Annotated in this window: 18 protein-coding genes and 1 tRNA gene; 6 read left to right on the top strand and 13 right to left on the bottom strand. The window is 62.9% G+C overall.

Going from position 1 to position 17,150, the window contains the following annotated elements:
- Nucleotides 1-20: 20 nt before the first annotated feature.
- The 4 genes from X773_RS64875 (at nt 21) to X773_RS64890 (ending at nt 2,765) form a co-directional block, all read left to right on the top strand.
- Entirely contained in the window at nt 21-1,181 is a 1,161-nt protein-coding gene (locus X773_RS64875) for an autotransporter-associated beta strand repeat-containing protein (RefSeq protein WP_156937406.1), read from the top strand.
- A 100-nt stretch (nt 1,182-1,281) separates the two neighbouring features.
- A complete protein-coding gene (locus X773_RS64880) occupies nt 1,282-1,689 on the top strand; it encodes a lysozyme inhibitor LprI family protein (protein WP_023678958.1) in 408 nt (135 codons plus the stop codon).
- 117 nt (nt 1,690-1,806) lie between these two features.
- Complete coding sequence (locus X773_RS64885; protein WP_156937407.1) at nt 1,807-2,307, top strand: hypothetical protein; 501 nt, start codon at nt 1,807-1,809, stop codon at nt 2,305-2,307.
- Between the two features lie 86 nt (nt 2,308-2,393).
- Nucleotides 2,394-2,765, top strand: coding sequence for a DUF4087 domain-containing protein (locus tag X773_RS64890; RefSeq protein ID WP_023678960.1), 372 nt, complete (start codon nt 2,394-2,396; stop codon nt 2,763-2,765).
- A gap of 130 nt (nt 2,766-2,895) precedes the next feature.
- On the opposite strand, the gene X773_RS64895 is transcribed toward X773_RS64890, so the two are convergent.
- From X773_RS64895 to X773_RS64935, 9 genes are all read right to left on the bottom strand, one after another.
- A tRNA-Leu gene (locus X773_RS64895) sits at nt 2,896-2,980 on the bottom strand.
- A gap of 73 nt (nt 2,981-3,053) precedes the next feature.
- Nucleotides 3,054-3,674, bottom strand: coding sequence for a 2,3-bisphosphoglycerate-dependent phosphoglycerate mutase (locus tag X773_RS64900; protein WP_023678961.1), 621 nt, complete (start codon nt 3,672-3,674; stop codon nt 3,054-3,056).
- Between the two features lie 76 nt (nt 3,675-3,750).
- Entirely contained in the window at nt 3,751-4,584 is an 834-nt protein-coding gene (gene dapB, locus X773_RS64905) for a 4-hydroxy-tetrahydrodipicolinate reductase (protein ID WP_023678962.1), read from the bottom strand.
- On the bottom strand, nt 4,581-6,440 hold the full coding sequence (locus X773_RS64910) for an ABC transporter ATP-binding protein (RefSeq protein WP_023678963.1): 1,860 nt from the start codon (nt 6,438-6,440) through the stop codon (nt 4,581-4,583). Before X773_RS64910 ends, dapB begins: the two co-directional genes overlap by 4 nt.
- 119 nt (nt 6,441-6,559) lie before the next feature.
- Nucleotides 6,560-7,585 carry a glucokinase gene (locus X773_RS64915; protein ID WP_023678964.1) on the bottom strand — a complete coding sequence of 342 codons (1,026 nt, stop codon included), beginning with the start codon at nt 7,583-7,585 and terminating at the stop codon, nt 6,560-6,562.
- Nucleotides 7,586-7,706: 121 nt separating this feature from the next.
- The gene (gene mepA, locus X773_RS64920; protein ID WP_084641501.1) at nt 7,707-8,858 is read right to left on the bottom strand and encodes a penicillin-insensitive murein endopeptidase; all 1,152 of its coding nucleotides are present in this window, start codon (nt 8,856-8,858) and stop codon (nt 7,707-7,709) included.
- Nucleotides 8,855-9,763 (bottom strand): SDR family oxidoreductase, encoded by a 909-nt coding sequence (locus X773_RS64925; RefSeq protein WP_023678966.1) that lies wholly within the window; start codon nt 9,761-9,763, stop codon nt 8,855-8,857. The genes mepA and X773_RS64925 overlap by 4 nt, the downstream gene beginning before the upstream one ends.
- Nucleotides 9,760-10,920: a tRNA epoxyqueuosine(34) reductase QueG gene (gene queG, locus X773_RS64930; protein WP_023678967.1), complete on the bottom strand. Its 1,161-nt coding sequence runs from the start codon at nt 10,918-10,920 to the stop codon at nt 9,760-9,762. Before queG ends, X773_RS64925 begins: the two co-directional genes overlap by 4 nt.
- Nucleotides 10,901-11,593, bottom strand: coding sequence for a glutathione S-transferase family protein (locus tag X773_RS64935; protein ID WP_023678968.1), 693 nt, complete (start codon nt 11,591-11,593; stop codon nt 10,901-10,903). Before X773_RS64935 ends, queG begins: the two co-directional genes overlap by 20 nt.
- Before the next feature lie 162 nt (nt 11,594-11,755).
- Between X773_RS64935 and X773_RS64940 the strand changes: the two genes are divergently transcribed.
- Nucleotides 11,756-12,562, top strand: a complete 807-nt coding sequence (locus X773_RS64940; RefSeq protein WP_023678969.1) for an undecaprenyl-diphosphate phosphatase — start codon at nt 11,756-11,758, stop codon at nt 12,560-12,562.
- Between the two features lie 94 nt (nt 12,563-12,656).
- Entirely contained in the window at nt 12,657-13,907 is a 1,251-nt protein-coding gene (locus X773_RS64945) for an NAD(P)/FAD-dependent oxidoreductase (protein ID WP_023678970.1), read from the top strand.
- Nucleotides 13,908-14,199: 292 nt separating this feature from the next.
- On the opposite strand, the gene X773_RS64950 is transcribed toward X773_RS64945, so the two are convergent.
- The 4 genes from X773_RS64950 to rsmI all read right to left on the bottom strand — a co-directional run bounded on the left by X773_RS64950 (nt 14,200) and on the right by rsmI (nt 16,977).
- Nucleotides 14,200-14,436: a hypothetical protein gene (locus X773_RS64950; RefSeq protein ID WP_023678971.1), complete on the bottom strand. Its 237-nt coding sequence runs from the start codon at nt 14,434-14,436 to the stop codon at nt 14,200-14,202.
- Between the two features lie 83 nt (nt 14,437-14,519).
- Entirely contained in the window at nt 14,520-15,488 is a 969-nt protein-coding gene (locus X773_RS64955; RefSeq protein ID WP_031212374.1) for a complex I NDUFA9 subunit family protein, read from the bottom strand.
- Nucleotides 15,489-15,680: 192 nt separating this feature from the next.
- Nucleotides 15,681-16,058, bottom strand: a complete 378-nt coding sequence (locus tag X773_RS64960; protein ID WP_023678973.1) for a YraN family protein — start codon at nt 16,056-16,058, stop codon at nt 15,681-15,683.
- Nucleotides 16,051-16,977 (bottom strand): 16S rRNA (cytidine(1402)-2'-O)-methyltransferase, encoded by a 927-nt coding sequence (gene rsmI / locus X773_RS64965; RefSeq protein ID WP_023678974.1) that lies wholly within the window; start codon nt 16,975-16,977, stop codon nt 16,051-16,053. The genes X773_RS64960 and rsmI overlap by 8 nt, the downstream gene beginning before the upstream one ends.
- Nucleotides 16,978-17,150: the final 173 nt, after the last annotated feature.

Here is a 17,150-nt window from a genome sequence, read left to right on the forward strand (position 1 = left end):
GATCCCAGTTTACGGCCCTGATGCCCTGGGGCGAACTGGATTATGAATTCCGCCAGAGACGATTCCCGCGATCAGGCGCGAACGCATCCAATCACTACGAAGGGTCTTACCATTATACAATTTCTTTTGACTATAAGGGAAAGAAGCAGTCGGTTGATTTCAGTGGACCTGTTTTATTGGATACTGGATCGTCGACCTTTCTCGGTATCACCACAGAAGGCTTTTTTAATAAGCTTCGCTCGAAAGGATTTAAGCTTGATGAATATGATTATACGGTAGTCGATTTTAAGATTTTGGGATTTGAAGATAGTTTCAACAACAAGGAATACAGCGATGTCGTTATGGATCGACAAAGCGATGAGGAGGGGGGCAATGGAGTTGTTGTCGGGCTACCCTTCTTCCAGTCAAATTCCGTAATGTATGATCTGGAGAACAAGACGACCGCATATTCACCCTATTTTGTCAGCGCTGCTAACTTTACCACAGACGCGGCTGCCGAGGATCAAGTGCAGCTGAATCGCGCGACCAGCGATGCTGGAAGCAAAGGATGGCTCGGACTGGCCGGCATCATCTCCGGCGCCGGCGACTTCACGATCGAGAAGGATGCGGACGTGCGTATGACCGGGGCCAATACCTACACCGGCACAACCCATATCGCGGCCGATGGGTATCTTACTCTGGCCGGGCCGGGCAGCATCGAGCATTCCTCGCGCGTCATGGTCGACGGTGTGCTCAACATTGATCAGAAAGGAAACTACCTGAAGCCCTGGGGAGTGGCGCACTCCATGAACGGTACGGCCATTCGCACCCTTAGCGGTAAAGGCGAGGTCTATCTGGGTGCGGGCAGACTGATCCTGACAGAAGCCGACGGGCAATTTGATGGAACCATCGCGAACTATGATGACGCCGGCGACAGCGGCGGCCTCGTGGTCGCCGGTGGCAAGCTGACGCTGAGCGGCAAGAACAAATATTCGGGCATGACGGAAGTGGCGGCGGGAGCGGAGTTGCACGTGACCGGCTCTTTGACCGGTGACGTTTCCGTCTCGGGACTGCTTGTCGTTGACGGAGAGGTCTCCGGCGAAGTCATGGTCAAGGAGGGCGGCACGCTGACCGGCTCAGGAAAGGTCGGCAACGTCACGGTCGCCGAAGGTGGCAAAGCTGATCCAATGAAAACCAGATAATCAGGCCATGGGCCGATCGTGGCAATAACGGACAGCTGACGAGAACATAGGGCGGGGCTGAGCAACTTAAGAGCTTGACTGCAACCGGAAAGGGAAATCGATGAAAATCGCGATACTGACTGCTGCCGTGGTTCTGGCTGCGCCGACATTCGCCCTTGCCAAGGACAAGTGCGCCGATGCCAAGGATCAGGCCACCATGAACCAGTGCTTCGGTGCCGAGTTCCAAAAATCCGACAAGAAGCTCAATGAGCTTTACAAGCAGATCGAAGCCCGCCTGAAGGACGATGCGGATACCAAGAAGCTTCTTGTTCAGGCACAGCGGGATTGGGGCAAGTTTCGCGACGCGGAGTGCAGTTTCCAGACCGCAGGCGCGGCCGGAGGAAGCATGATGCCAATGCTCATCGCGCAGTGCATGGACGGCCTGACGCAATCCCGTGTCAAAGGTTTCGAAGGCTATCTGAAATGCCAGGAAGGCGACATGAGCTGCCCTGTTCCGGCCGCGAACTGACACGTGCCACAGCTGATCTGATCACGATGATGTCGGCGGCGAGCGTGATGTCGCCGCCAGACATGAAAGGATGCGAGGGGCATCATCATTGCGTGAGGGACTTGAGGGAGGTGGATTATGAAACGCTATGGATCGTCGCTCGCATTGACAATTGCGGCATCTGTACTGTTGGCATGTGTCGTGCCGGCAACAGCCCAGACTGACATGAGCTTCGACATCAACGTCACGCTTTCCAAAAAGGCAGCCGCCAAGCTCGCGGCTGAAAAGGAGCGGATCGTTGTCTTCGCCTCCTATTACGGCGACCCGAAGAGGAGCGCCGAGAAGCGTGTAAACGAAATCGGCCAGATCGATCTCACGCCGCAGGACGAAGAGGTGGAGATACCGGGTACAGCGGGCCACGCTCACATCAGCGGCACAAAGGTCGACACGAAGCGTCTCGATTGGCTTGCCGGCCCTCCCGAGGTCAACGTCAACGTTGCGTCGGCGCGCAAGAGCAGTCCGGACAATCTGCTCAGCTGCGACTTCATCGACGGTCCACTAGGCGATGCCCAAAGGAAGACTGTGACGCTTCATTGCGGATTGATCGAAGAACATGTGGACACGAAGTTGAAGCCATAAGGCTTACAAATCATGCGCCTCGCCACCGGCGCCAACGTACATTACTCGCGGCATGACCTGCTTACTTCAGGGAGACAAAGATTCTCATGCGCCCGCTGTTCGCTATCTGTTTCGGCCTGGTCATCATGTCCTTGCCTGCGACCGCCCATGCCGAGCGCCGTTGTGGTTGGTACTCCAGCCCGACACCCGGCAACCTCGTCCTGACCGACAGTGACGGGGATTGGTGGATCCAGATGCAGGGACGACCGGATCCCAAAGGCATCGACAATGTGCCGGCCTTTGACGAGCGGCAATTCGTCGAGACCAATGTGCCTGGTTCGGGTCACGGCTACGGATGTGCGTGCATGAACGTCGTAACCAACGCCAAGCAACAGAAGATCACCAGAGTGATCTCGGGCCAAATCCTTCCGCTGCTGCGCTGTCGCAACGACAGATTGCTGCCTAACCCGGACGGATAGTTATTAGATATCTTGTGGATGCCATGGCTGACGGTAGGGCAGCCTAGAGCATTGGATCAAGAAAAAGCCCGGCAAACCGGGCTTTTTCTTGGGTCTCTGAAACCGCATCAATCGGTTCGAAACGGGAATTTGGTGCCCAGAAGAGGACTCGAACCTCCACTCCTTGCGGAACACGGACCTGAACCGTGCGCGTCTACCAATTCCGCCATCTGGGCTGGTGCGCGCTCATTAAGCGGGCGAGGGATGAGTGTCAACGCGCTTTTTTGAAAGCCGCGTTCCTTCTCCGGCTCAATGCTCCAGCACTTCTTTCGACGCCACCGTGGAATCGGCGTTGAGCGTGTAGATGATCGGCACACCGGTGCCGAGCTCGAGCTTGACGATCTCCTCGCCCGATTTGCCGTCCAGCGCCATGATCAGCGCGCGCAGCGAATTGCCGTGCGCCGCCACCAGCACGGTGCCGCCGCGCAGCACATGCGGTTGCAGATCGTGCAGGTAATAGGGCCAGACGCGCGCGCCGGTGTCCTTCAGGCTTTCACCGCCGGGCGGCGGCACGTCATAGGAGCGGCGCCATATATGCACCTGCTCCTCGCCCCATTTCTTGCGCGCATCATCCTTGTTGAGGCCGGAGAGATCGCCATAGTCGCGCTCGTTCAGCGCCTGGTCGCGAACGGTCTCGAGATCGCTCTGGCCAACGGCGTCGAGAATATGCTGGCAGGTCTTCTGCGCCCGGATCAGCGACGACGTGAAGGCGATGTCGAACTTCATGCCGCGCGCCCTGAGCTTGGCGCCGGCCGCCTTGGCTTCGGCATGGCCCAGTTCGGTCAGGTCGACGTCGCGCCAGCCGGTAAATAGGTTCTTCAGGTTCCATTCGCTCTGGCCATGGCGCACGAGCACGAGAGTTCTCGACATATTTGCTCCTTCAAATTTTGTGAATCAGCCAAATCTTGTGGATCAGCCAAGTCTGTGGATCAGCCAAGTCTGTGGATCAGCTTGTCAGGCCGAGCACGTCCCGCATCGAATAGAGGCCCGGCTTGCGGCCGCGCGCCCACAGGGCTGCCTTGACCGCGCCACGGGCAAAGATCGCCCGGTCCTCGGCATGATGGGCAAGCGTGATGCGCTCGCCGGTACCGGCCAGCACCACACTGTGGTCGCCGACCACCGAGCCGCCACGCAAGCTGGCGAAACCGATCGAGCCTGCCTTGCGCACGCCGGTATGGCCGTCGCGCACGCGAACATCGTTGCCGGCAAGTGCTACGCCGCGCCCGGCAGCGGCGGCCTCGCCGAGCAGCAGCGCCGTGCCCGACGGCGCATCGACCTTGTGCCGGTGGTGCATTTCCAGGATCTCGATGTCGAAATCGTCGGCATCGAGCGCGCGCGCCGCCTGCTCAACCAGCACCGCCAGCAGATTGACGCCGAGGCTCATATTGCCTGACTTGACCACCGTCGCGTGCCGCGCCGCCGCCGCGATCCTGGCATTGTCTTCAGCCGAGCAGCCGGTGGTGCCGATGATATGGGCGATGCGCGCCTGCGCCGCGTAGCCGGCGAATTCGACGGTCGCCGCCGGCGTGGTGAAATCGAGCACGCCGTCGGCCTTGGCGAAGGCCGGCAGCGGATCGTCGCCGATCGCCACCTCGAGCCTGCCGACGCCGGCCAGCTCGCCGGCATCCTTGCCGATATGGGGCGAACCGGCCCGCTCGATGGCGCCGGCGACACGGGCGCCCGGTATCGTGTGGATGGCGCGGATCAGCGCCTGGCCCATCCGGCCGGCCGCGCCCACCACCACCAGGCCCATTTCACTAACGGTCGGCGTGTCACTCATGAATGTCTCCCGGCCGCCTTTTTCGCGCGACCATTTTCCGCCGCACTCTGGATTGGCTCGCCGTCATCGACAAGCCCCAGCCCTTTCCTGCCTTGCACCCGGTGGAACCGGGCATAGACGCTGTGCGGGTCGGCCATCAGCGAGGCATGCGTGCCCTGTTCGACCAGCCGGCCCTGCTCCAGCACGATGATATGATCGGCATTGACCACCGTCGACAGCCGGTGCGCGATGACAATGGTGGTGCGCCCTTCCATGACATGGGTCAGCGCTTCCTGGACGCGGGCCTCGGCCTCGTTGTCGAGCGCCGAGGTGGCTTCATCGAGCAGCAGGATCGGCGCCTGCCGAACGATAGCGCGTGCAATCGATACACGCTGGCGCTGGCCGCCCGACAGCGTCACGCCGTTCTCGCCGACCGGCGTGTCGTAGCCTTGCGGCTGCTGGCGGATGAAATCGTGTGCCGCGGCCTGTTGGGCGGCGCGTTCAATCTCTGCGTCGGTGGCGCTCAGCCTGCCGTACCGGATGTTGTCGCGGATGGTGCCTTCGAACAGATAGGGCTGCTGCGATACATAGGCGATCGAGCCGCGCAGCGAATGCTTGGTGACCTTTGAAATGTCCTGGCGGTCGATTTCGATGCTGCCCGACTCGACGTCGTGGAAGCGCTGCAGCAGCGCAACCAGCGTCGTCTTGCCGGCGCCCGAGGCGCCGACGATGGCGGTCACCTTGCCGGCGGCGGCGACAAAGCTCAGGTCCTGCAGGACCGGCGCCTCTTCGACATAGCGGAAGGACACGTTGTTGAAGCGCACTTCGCCAGAGGTGAATTTCGCCTCGGCGGCTCCCGGCACGTCACCCTGCTGCGGCTCGAGGTCGAGAAGCTCGTAGATCATGCGCGCATTGACCAGCGACTTTTCCATGCCGACCTGCATACGCGCCAGCCGCCTGGCCGGGTCATAGGCAAGCAGCAGGGCGGTGATGAAGGCAAACACCGCGCCCGGCGGCTGGCCGCCGACGGTCGCCCGGTAGCCGGAATAGGCGATGACACCGGCGACGGCGAAGCCGGCCAGCATTTCGGAGATCGGCGTCAGCCGTTCCGAGACGCGGGCGATCTTGTTTGCCCGCTGCTCGGCGCCCGCGACGAGGCCGCCGATGCGGCGCGACAGCTCGTCTTCCAGGGTGAAGGCCTTGACGATAGCGATGCCTTGCGTCGCTTCCTGCATGGCGCCGATCAGCCGCGAGTTGATCTGCACCGATTCACGGGTGATGCAACGCACCCGGCGCATCAGATAGGTGACACTGTAGATCAAGGGCGGCCCGACCAGCAGCGACATCGCCGAGAGCATCGGGTCCTGCCAGATCATGACGCCAACCAGCGCGACAAGCGATACGGCATCGCGCGCCAGCGATGTCAGCGTCATCGACAGGAGATCGCGGATGCCGTTGACGTTCTCGTTGATCTGCGCGGCGAGCCGGCCCGAGCGGGTGTCGTTGAAGAAGCTGACGCCGAGCTTCATCAGGTGGTCGAAGATGCGGCGTTGATAGCGCGCCACCAGATTGTTGCCGATTTTGGCCAGCGTCACTGCCTGGCCGTAGCTGGCCAGCCCGCGCAGCATGAAGGCGGCCAGGATCGACACGCTGATCAGCGCGATAAGATCGCCGCGCTGTTGGTAGAAGATCTGATCGATGACATCCTTCATGATCCAGGCTGTGAAGGCGGTTGTCGCCGCGATCGTCACCAGGCAAAGCACGGCAAGAGCATAGTACCAGCGATAATCGCGGCTGTTCTCGGCGACGATGCGGCGAATCACCGCCACGATCTCGCTGGGACGGACTTTCCCTTTAGTTGGTCCTGGAAGTGTCAAGTTGGAGCGCTTTGTGGTTTCGGTCCGGCCGGGCTGCAATTCGGCAACCTCTTAACGCTCCAATGGCGGCTTGCCTATGGCCGAGGACGGCGAAACTTCGTCGCGGCGCAGCTTGTATTCTAGACCCGCCAGCGCCGCCCCGCCGTCTGCACGCCGAACAGCGACGGATTTCTGGCATAGGCGGCCAGCCCTAAAAGCGCCGCCAGCGGATGGGTGATGACATAGACCGGCATGCTGCGCATCAGGGCGCTGTGCGGCGCCTTGTCCTCGAAGGCGGCGCGGAAATTGCCGATGCGCAGCGCCGGCAGGATTTTTTGCGCGATGCCGCCGGTGAGGAAAACACCGCCGCGGCTCATGAACACCAGAGCGAGGTCGCCGGCGGTGCGTCCCAGGCAGGTGACGAAGATCGACAGCGCCTCTTCGGCCACCGGATCGTTCTTTGCCAGCGCCGCGGCGGTGACCTCGGCCGGCGTGGTGAAGGGCGACGGCTTGCCGTCCGCCTTGGCTACCGCCCGGTAGGCATTGACCAGGCCGCGCCCGGACAGGATCTGTTCGCCGGAGATGCGGCCCTCGAGCTTCTCGATATGCGGAAACACCTGGAAATCGCGCGGCGAGCGCGGCCCGATATCCATATGGCCGCCCTCGCCGGGCACCGGTATCCAGTGATGCAGCGCATAGACCAGTCCGGCGACGCCGAGCCCGGTTCCCGGGCCGAGCACCACCCGCCCGGAATTCGGTTCCGGCTCGTCGCCGCCGATCTTTTCCATATGCTCTTCGCCGAGCGCGACGACAGCCAGCGCCTGTGCCTCGAAGTCGTTGAGCACCACGACGTCGCTGAGACCGAGACTGGCGAACATCTGTCTCGGCTTGACGATCCATGGGCAATTGGTAAGCGGGATCTCGTCGCTCTCGACAGGGCCTGCTACCGCCAGCACAGCTGAATTCGGCCGGACCGACGAGCGGTCGAGCACGGCCGCCTGGATCGCCTCGTCTATCGTATTGAAGTTGGCGGTCTGGACGATCGTCGGCTCGCCGGCCTCGGAATTCGCGTCGAGCACAATCGAGAAGCGCGCATTGGTGCCGCCTATGTCACCGATCAGGATCGGAAATCGCAACAGAGTGTCGTCGTCGCTTACGCCTGGCATGCTCTCGTCCGTTCCCGACGCGTATCGCCGTTCTCTCGTTGACTAGCGCATGACCGCAAAAAGGGAAATCGGTTTTCGAAGTGGAGATGCACGGATGCAGACAGCAAACACGCTGCCCGCATCAGTGCCCCGGTCGTGGCCGCGGCAGCGGAATGCCGATCTCGGGGGTCGCCACAAAGGCGTTCGCCGAGGCCGGAAGCGCTGCCGCGCCGGCTGCGACCGTCGGCGGCGGCGAAGGTTCTGCCGCGAGAGCGGGTTCTGCCGCGATCGGTACGCCGTCGCCATAGTAGGTGACTGCTTCGGCCGTGGCCGGAGCCGGCGCGTCGAGCACGAACTGGCATTGCCTGGGCAGGTTCGCCATCGTCATCACGTCGCGTGCCTTCGGCTTGTCCGGGTTCTTGTTGGGGCGCCACGGCCCCTCGGTGAACCACCAGGCCAGCGCCTGGTCGCAGCCATCGCCCGGCGCCGTCGCTTCCTGCGCCTTGCAGTCGGGTGATCCAGCCTGGCAGCCGATGCGAATGTGGAAGTGGTAGTCGTGGCCCCAGAACGGCCTGACCTTGCGCAACCAGCTGCGGTCGCCTTTGACCGTGTCGCAGAGCTTCTTCTTGATCCCTGGATTGACCAGGATGCGCTCGACTTCGGGATAGCTCGCGGCGCGCTTCAACAGCCGCGTGTGCATCGGCGTCCACAGGCCGTCCTTCACCAGATGGGTTTTTTCATCGACCATCAAGGTAGCGCTGATGTTTTCGCGCTCTTCGGCCGAGAGCTTGCGGTCGGGCATCGGCGTCAGCCAGATGTCGGCGTCGAGGCCGATCTGGTGCGAGGCATGGCCGGTCAGCATCGGCCCGCCGCGCGGCTGCGAAATGTCGCCGATCAACAGGCCCGGCCAGCCGTCGGCAGCGGCGTCGCGCGACAGTTTCTCGATCAGCGCGATCATTGCCGGATGGCCCCAGCGGCGATTGCGCGACGGTCGCATCACCTCCCAGTGCCGGCCGTCCATGGGCAGGGCGACGCCGCCGGAAAAACAGCCTTTGGAATAAAAGCCGATCGATTGCGCTGTTGCGATTGCCGGCAGCTCTTTGGCGCCAAACAGGTCTTTTGCCCGTTGCTCGGCGCTCGCCGTCTGCGCTGCAAGCGTCAGGCCGGCGACGGCCAGAGCTGCCGTCAGCAGCAGTGTTTTGCCCGGCAAGGCTCGCTTTAACGTCTTTCCCAAGCTGGACCCCTCCGCGATTTGAACCGCATCATACCACGCCCCGCGCAGCGTATCGATCATGACCGTTTCATCGGGCTGCGCGCCTCGCCGTCGCGCCAGTCGCCGCTCGCCCACATGGCATCGAGCGCCGAGCGATAGTCGGGGAAGCGAAACCCATAGCCGGCCGCCTTGATCGCCGCGTTGGCGACACGCTTGTTCTCGCCGTAGAAGGACCGCGCCATGGGCGAAAGTTGGGCGGTCTCGAACGGAATTTCGGGCGGCGGCTCGATGCCCATCAATTGGGCGGCATAGGCGACGACGTCCTGCGGCGGCGCCGGCAGGTCGTCGGTGACGTTGAAGATGCCGCCGCGATTGCCTTCGGCCAGATGCCAGAGCGCGCCGGCAATGTCGTCGCAATGGATGCGGTTGAACACCTGGCCAGGCTTGACCAACCGCCGGGCGGTGCCGTTTTCCAGATTGACCAAGGCGTTGCGGCCTGGCCCATAAATGCCGGAAAGCCGCAGGATCGCCGCCGGCCGGCCGACGTCGTGGCCCAGTTTCAGCCAATCCTGCTCGGCGGCAACCCTCATCGCTGATCGCTTCGATACTGGCCGGCATTCGGCGGCCTCGTCCACCCAATTGCCGCCATGGTCGCCATAGACGCCGACGGTGGAGAGATAGGCGATCCATTCGAGCTCCGGCATGTTGGCCGCGATCTCCTCGCGTGCCGCGCCCAGCACCGGGTCGCCGGCCTCGTCCGGCGCGACCGAGACGACGAGATGGGTTGTCTTCCCAAGCGCATCGCCGATTTCGGAGGTCAGCGTGCCATCGAAACGCAGCGGCACGATACCGGCTTGCCGCAGCGCCGCGAATTTTTCCAGCAACCGTGTTGTACCGAAGATCGCTATGTCGGCATCCCTGTTGGCGCGGGCGAAGGCCTTGCCCGAATAACCGGCGCCGAAGATGAAAATCTGCTTTTTTGTCATGTATGCGCCTCGATCGGCTTTGGCAGGGCCAGAAGCCATTCGCCTCTCACCGCCTCGTCATCTTCTGCTTGCAAAGCGGCTGCGGCACGTTCGGCAAATTCCCGACCCGGCACCAGCCGCGACAGCGCCCATACCGCAGGTCCGCGAACCAGGGGCGAGGCGTCGTCGAGCAGCGCGCGAACGGCGCCGGCCAGCGACAAGTCCTGGGAATTGCCGGCCGCTATCAGCACGTTGCGGATAAAACGGGCGCGGCCGATACGCTTGACCGGCGAGCCCGAAAAAAGCACGCGGAAGGCAGCGTCGTCGAGGCGCAGCAGCTCGGCGATCGGCGGTTCGCGCAAGTCCGCGCGGGCGGCAAGCTTTGCCTCCGAAGCGGCTTGGGCGAACTTGTTCCACGGGCAGGCGGCCAGGCAGTCGTCGCAGCCATAGATACGATTGCCGATCTTTTCCCGGAACTCATGCGGGATCGGTCCTTTGTTCTCGATGGTGAGGTATGAAATGCAGCGCCGCGCATCGAGCCGGTAAGGCGCCGGAAAGGCATCCGTCGGGCAAACGTCGAGGCAGGCCCGGCAGGAGCCGCAATGGTCGTCCTCAGGCGCGTCCGGCACCAGTTCGGCCGTCGTGAAGATGGTGCCGAGGAACAGCCAGGAGCCATGCGTTCGGCTGACCAGGTTGGTGTGCTTGCCTTGCCAGCCGAGGCCGGCCGCCTCGGCCAGCGGCTTTTCCATCACCGGCGCGGTGTCGACAAACACTTTCACGTCCCCGCCGGCGCGTGCCACGATCTTGCCGGCGATCTCCTTCAGCCGGCCTTTCATCACGTCATGATAGTCGCGGTTCTGCGCATAGGCCGAGATCGCGCCGCGGTCGCGCTTTGCCAGGATGTCGCGTGGGTCGTGGTCGGGGCCGTAATTCATCGCCAGCACGATGATCGAGCGGACCTCTGGCCAAAGCGTCGTCGGTTTGCCTCGCCGCTCGAGCGTTTCGGCAATCCAGCCCATCGAGCCGTGAAAACCGTCGGCAACGAATTCGGCCAGCCGTTCCGGCGCCTGCGGAATCGCATCGGGCGTGGTGACGGCAACGGCGTCGAAGCCGGCGTTCCGCGCCTCGCGGTCGATCAGCGCGCGCAGCTTTGCCGTATCAGAAATCGAGGTCCGCATAATGTGACACCGGCGACAGGCCGCGCACCCGGTCGGACAGAAGCGGCCGGAACGAAGGCCGTGATTTCACCCTTGTATACCATTCGCGCGCGGCGCTGTGTTCGCGCCAGTCGATCTCGCCGAGATAATCGAGCACCGACAGTGCTGCCGCCGCCGCGAGATCGGCATAGGTGACCTTGTTGCCGGCCAGCCAGTGACGGGTGCCGGCCAGCCAGTTGGTGTATTTCATGTGCTGGCGGATATTGGCGCGGGCGGCGCGGATCGCCGCCGAATCGGGCGAGCCGCCGCCTGCCGTTTCCGGCATGACCGGCTTCAGAACGCGCTCGCGAACCAGATGCCGGGTAACCTCGCTTTCCGCCTTGTTGAGGTACCAGTCGGTCAGCCGGCGGATTTCGGCGCGCTCCATCGGATCCTCGGCGAATAGCCGCTTGTCGCGCTTGAGTACGCCGCGCGTCTCGTCGAGATATTCGGCAATGACCACTGCGCCGACGATCGGCACGTCGCCTTCGGCGAGCAGGATCGGCAGCGTGCCGGCCGGGTTCAGCGCCAGGAACTCCTTGCGCCGCGTCCACGGCTTCTCTTCGATCAGCGCCAGTTCCTCGCCATACTCGCCAAAGGCGAGGCGGACGAAGCGGCAGCTGGCGAACATCGGATGGTGGAAAAGCGTCAGCATGGTCCCGCGATAATAAAGCGCACTGGCAAATCGCCGGCTGCGCCGGTAAGTCTTGGCCGCCCGATTCAGCGGGCTGTCAGGGTGCTGCGACCTATAGGGGGAGTTCCGCGCCATGACAAGCAAGCCCTTTTCTCAAGCCCTCACTCCAACGCCGAGGTTGCCATGGAAAGCCAGACCGTCGTCGAAGCGCTGCTGCTCGGCCTGCTCGAGGGCCTGACCGAGTTTATTCCGGTGTCTTCGACCGGTCATATCCTGCTCGCCGGCCATTTCCTCGGTTTTCATTCGACCGGAAAGGCCTTCGAGATCCTGATCCAGCTCGGCGCCATATTGGCGATTCTCAGCGTCTATTTCCGCCGTCTCTGGAAGATGCTGCTCGAGCTGCCCTACGATCGGCTGACGCGGCATTTCGTCCTTGGCATTCTCATCGCATTCCTGCCGGCGGCCATTATCGGCGCACTGGCGCATGACTTCATCAAGACGGTGCTGTTCGAATCGCCGCGGCTGATCTGCATCATGCTGATCATCGGCGGTGTCATCCTGCTGCTGGTCGATCGCATGAAGCCGAAGCCGTATTACCACGATGTCGAGCGGTTTCCGACCAGGCTTTATCTGCAGATCGGGCTGTTTCAGTGCTTGTCGCTAATCCCCGGCACGTCGCGCTCGGGCTCGACCATCGTCGGCGCGCTGCTGCTCGGCGTCGACAAACGGGCGGCGGCGGAATTCTCTTTCTTCCTTGCCATCCCGACGATGGTCGGCGCCTTCGCCTTCGACCTGTTCAAGAACCGCAATGTGCTAAGCAGCGCCGACTTGCCCATCATCGCGGTCGGCTTCGTTGCCGCCTTCGTCACCGCGCTAATCGTCGTGCGCTTCCTGCTCGACTACGTCTCGCGCCATGGCTACGCGCTGTTCGGCTGGTGGCGGCTGGTCGTCGGCATCGTCGGGCTGGCGGGGCTGGCAATCTGGGGGTGAGCCGGCGCGGATAGCGCAATCCCAGCCGGAACTCTATTCTTGCCCGAAGCCGAGCCATACGATCTTGTGAACGTATGGTTGGCAGGGGGAATGCATGAGCGAAGTTCTTGACGCCCTCGTTATTGGCGCCGGTCCGGCGGGACTCGGCGTCAGTTACTTCTTGAAACGGCAGGACCGCGACCACCGTGTGCTCGATCGAGGCCGGATCGGCGAGACGTGGCGAACGCAGCGGTGGAACTCGTTTCGACTGAATTCGCCGACCATTCGCTCCATCTTACCCGGTGATTCCTATAAGGGGCCCGAGCCGTGGGGCGCGATAAGCCACCACGAATTTGTCGCGTATCTCGAAGGCTATGCCGAGCGGCACCGTCTGCCGGTAAGCACCCAAACTCCAGTGCAAGAGCTGACGAGAGACGACGGGATCTTTCGCATCACCACGACGGACGGGGCATTTCTGGCGCGCAATGTGGTGATCGCCACCGGCGACCAGAACCGGCAGGTCCGGCCAGCAGGGTCGGCGGATTTGCCAACCGCAATTCGCCAAGTCGATTCCTCGGCTTATCGCAACCCGGCCGAGTTCGAGAGTGGCGCGGTGCTAGTGGTCGGCAGCGGCCAGTCGGGCGGCCAGATCGCCGAGGATCTGGCGTTGGCAGGACGTGTGGTCTTTTTGGCGACCAGCCGCAACGGCCGTTGGGTGCGGCGCTACCGCAGGGGCAACATACTTAAATGGCTGACGCTGTCCGGTTTTCTCGACGTTCCGCGCAAGGAACTCGTCCTCCCCTCCGGCAAGCTGCAGGCCCGCGCGCTGGTCGGCGCGACCCATACGATCAGCCTGCAATCGCTGAGCGCGCAGGGCGTGGTGCTGCTCGGCCGCTTCAGGGGTGTGGAGAACGGCAACCTCGTCTTCGGCGACGAGCTCGACGACCATATGCGATTTGCCGACGAAGTCTCCGCGAATGCCAAGCGCCTGGTTGACGAGTACATCGAGCGCGCCGGCCTCGATGCGCCACTGGCCGAGGATGATCCAGCCGAGACGATTGAACCGCGCTTGCCCGATCCTCCGATCCGCTCCCTCGACTGGACGGCGAGCGGCATCAGATCAGTGATCTGGTGCACCGGCTTCACCGGCGATTTCTCATGGGTTCGGCTTCCCGGCGCGCTCGATGCAGCCGGCCAGCCCGTCCACGAGGATGGCGTCGGCGCTGTTCCAGGTCTCTTTTTCGCCGGCCTCGATTTCGGATCGACGCGGAAGTCGGGCACCATACCGGCCATTCCAGAGGAGGCGGCCGCCGTCGTGGAGCGACTTGTCCAAGCGGGAGCCGACTTGCCACGGAACGGCGTCTAAACGAACCGTCGAACGCGGGTTCTTGAACGTGCAAGAACATGACAGCTCTGGCGCGATCAAGACGACGCACGCTGCCTTTTGTCGAAGCGCACCGACAATTTTCCGTAGTCCATTGGTGCGACAGCCAGAAATCGCGGGCACCTTCGATACGGCGCTCCGATTCGCGGCCGACTGCATCCATTGCCTCCATCAGCGTGCGGCGGCCTTGACCTCGGCTGGTCGTCGTCGTGCTGACAGCACTGGCCATATGGGATGAGCCGGCGCAGTCGTTCGGAATGGTCGACCTGGTGCGTCAAGGCGCACGATCGGTCAGCGCGCTCGCGCCTTCCTCCGCGGCGCAATGTGCGCAGCAGTAGATGATGTCATCCTGTTCGACGCCATGTCCGATGATCCGGCATCCGCAATGCGGACACGTCGGAGCAAGTTTCTGGACCGCGCATTCGAAGCTGTCGAACGTGTAGGTCTCCTCGGCCATCGTCACGTTGAAAGCCTTGTCGTAGTCATTCCCGCATTGATCGCATCTGGCCATAGTTCTTTTCCTTCTTTCACTGGCTTCAAGCTCGACCAACCTGTCGCGCGGCGATAGGTTCCCGCCAGGATCAGGGGGCCGTCCTAAGCCGGAGACGAGAGCGAGCCTACGCGACGGCGCTGTTCGATCGCACGGATCACCTCGTCGATATCCCGCGGCTCGATGTCGAGTTCCTTCAGGCCAGGCGCGTCGATTGCTGCCACATTGTCCTGACGCATAAGATCGATCTGGTTGCGCGTTATGGGGGCAGCCGGGAGGAGTTCCGCGACGCCAGCCAAGGCGTTCCATACCGCAAACGGCACCGGCATCAGCTTGACGTGCGTATCGAGCTGTCGGGCGATCTCCCGAAGCAGTTCCTTATAGGTATAGATGCGCGGGCCACCGAATTCGAATATGGATGAACCCTGGGTTCGCCCGTCGATCAGCCGGCTCACTGCTTCTGCGACGTCTGCCACATAGACCGGCTGAAGCCGTGTGCCACCATCGCCGAACAGCGGATAGACCGGCAGGAGGCGTATCATCCTCACAATGGTCGTGAGGAAAGCGTCGTCAGGTCCTGTCATGACGGCGGGACGCACAATGAAAGCGCCGGGAAATGCGCTTTCCACGGCACCTTCTCCGCGCCCACGCGCCCTTATGTAATTCGAATCCGATTGAGGATCGGAGCCGATCCCTGAAATCTGGACGAACTGGTCGATCGCGCGGTCGCGCGACGCGGCAGCGAGATCGGCCGCGGCTTTCACATGCACGCGTTCAAAGGTCTGGACGCCCTGCTCGACGTAAAGACTGACGGCATTCACGACCGCCTGTGATCCGGTAATGGCCGACCCGATCGAGGACGCATCCAATATATCCGCCTCGACTGCTTCGGGCATCCTTGTAATCGAGGAAAAGACCAGGGCCACGCGAGCCGGATGGCGAGATGCGGCGCGCACCGTGAAACCTCTTTCCAGGAGCCGCTTCACGATCCTGCGCCCGAGAAAGCCAGTTCCGCCGAACACGGTGACGATCCGTTCCGGGTTGAGATCGTCGGGATCCATTTGCCTCGCCATCCCTTTGTCCTCGCATAGCTGCCACGCGGACTGCGCTGGCCGGCATTTGAACCAGCCCGTCGAACATCAGGACGATTGGGGAACAACGCAGGAACGCTTTTGTTCCAGTCAGCGCTGGGCGGATGCTTGACAGATCGGCAAACCATGATCTGAACCGCAGGCGCAGCAAAACGTCCCCACGTCGAGAATGGCCTAGTTTCGCCCGTAAAACACATTCTCGACATGCACCGGCCAGCGCCACGGCAGCACCGCCACCATGTCGAAGCGCACCGATAATTTTCCGTAGTCGGATTGGCGCGACAGCCAGAAATCGGCGGCGCCTTCGATGCGGTGCTCCGATTCGCGACCGACGGCTTCCATTGCCTCCATCAGCGTGCGGCGCGCCTTGACCTCGACGATCAGCACCAGATCGCCACGCCGCGCGATCAGGTCGATCTCGCCGAACCTGGTGCGGTGGCGGCGGGCCAGAATTCGGTAGCCTTTCAGCATCAGCGCCGCCGCCGCCAGCCATTCGCCGTGATGGCCGCGCCGGTAGGCCTTTTGCCGGCTGGCGCTCGGCCGTTCAGCCATCGCCGTCTCCGCCGGTCCCGTCTCTTCCGGCATTCTTGAGGTCGAGCAGCCGACGATAGAGCGTCTGCTTCTGGCCACCCGTCATCTTGGCGGCTTCCGCCGCTGCCTTGGAGGCCGGCATCTCGGCGGCGAGCGAAAGCAGCAGCCGGTCGATGTCTTCAGGCTCATCAGCGACAACATCCGCCAGGCCGACGCAGATGACGATTTCGCCTTTCGGCGTATCAGCTGCGGCGTAATGGCTGGCGAGCGACTGCAGGGTGCCGGTCCGCATCTCCTCGAAGGTCTTGGTCAGCTCGCGGCCGATGGCCGCCTTGCGGGCACCGCCCAGCACCTCGACCATGGCGCTGAGCGTCTCGGCCAGCCGGCGCGGCGATTCGAAGAAGATCAACGTTGCCGGCACCGCCTTCAGCGCTTCCAGCCGCGTCAGCCGCTGCCCGGTCTTCACCGGCAGGAAGCCGGCAAACAGAAACGCGTCCGAGGGCAGGCCGGATGCCGTCAAAGCGGCAAGTGCTGCTGATGGGCCGGGGATCGGCACGACACGAATGCCGCGTTCCAGCGCCTCACCGACCAGCCGGTAGCCGGGGTCGGAGATGAGCGGCGTGCCGGCATCCGAGATCAGCGCTACGCTTTGGCCGGCCAGCAGCGCCGCGATCAGCTTCGGTCCGGCCTCGCCGGCATTGTGCTCGTGGTAGGCGGTGGTGCGGCGGCGGATGCCGTAGCGGTCGAGCAGCACGCGGCTGACACGTGTGTCCTCGCAAGCGACGATATCGGCGGCGGCGAGCGTTTCCAGCGCGCGCAGCGTGATGTCGGCGAGATTGCCGATAGGCGTCGCCACCAGGTAGAGCGCCGGCTCGAGCGGCCGGGCGGCGATTTCGGTCTGCCCGACCACATAACTGCGTTTGGCCGATTCGCCGGTCACCTGCACAACTCCGTTCGACCCTGTTTGGCACGGCTCACGCTTGGTTGCAAAAGCCTGGGTTGCAAAGGCCCTGGTTCCAAAAGGGATGCCGACGTGAACCGGCCGCCATGCCTTCGCCACAGTAGGGAACGAAACCGTTGCCGGCGAATTTTACCCCTGATCTCGGGAGGAGC

It is taken from the genome of Mesorhizobium sp. LSJC280B00 (assembly GCF_000502835.1).
In the GTDB taxonomy this organism is placed as follows: Bacteria; Pseudomonadota; Alphaproteobacteria; order Rhizobiales; family Rhizobiaceae; genus Mesorhizobium.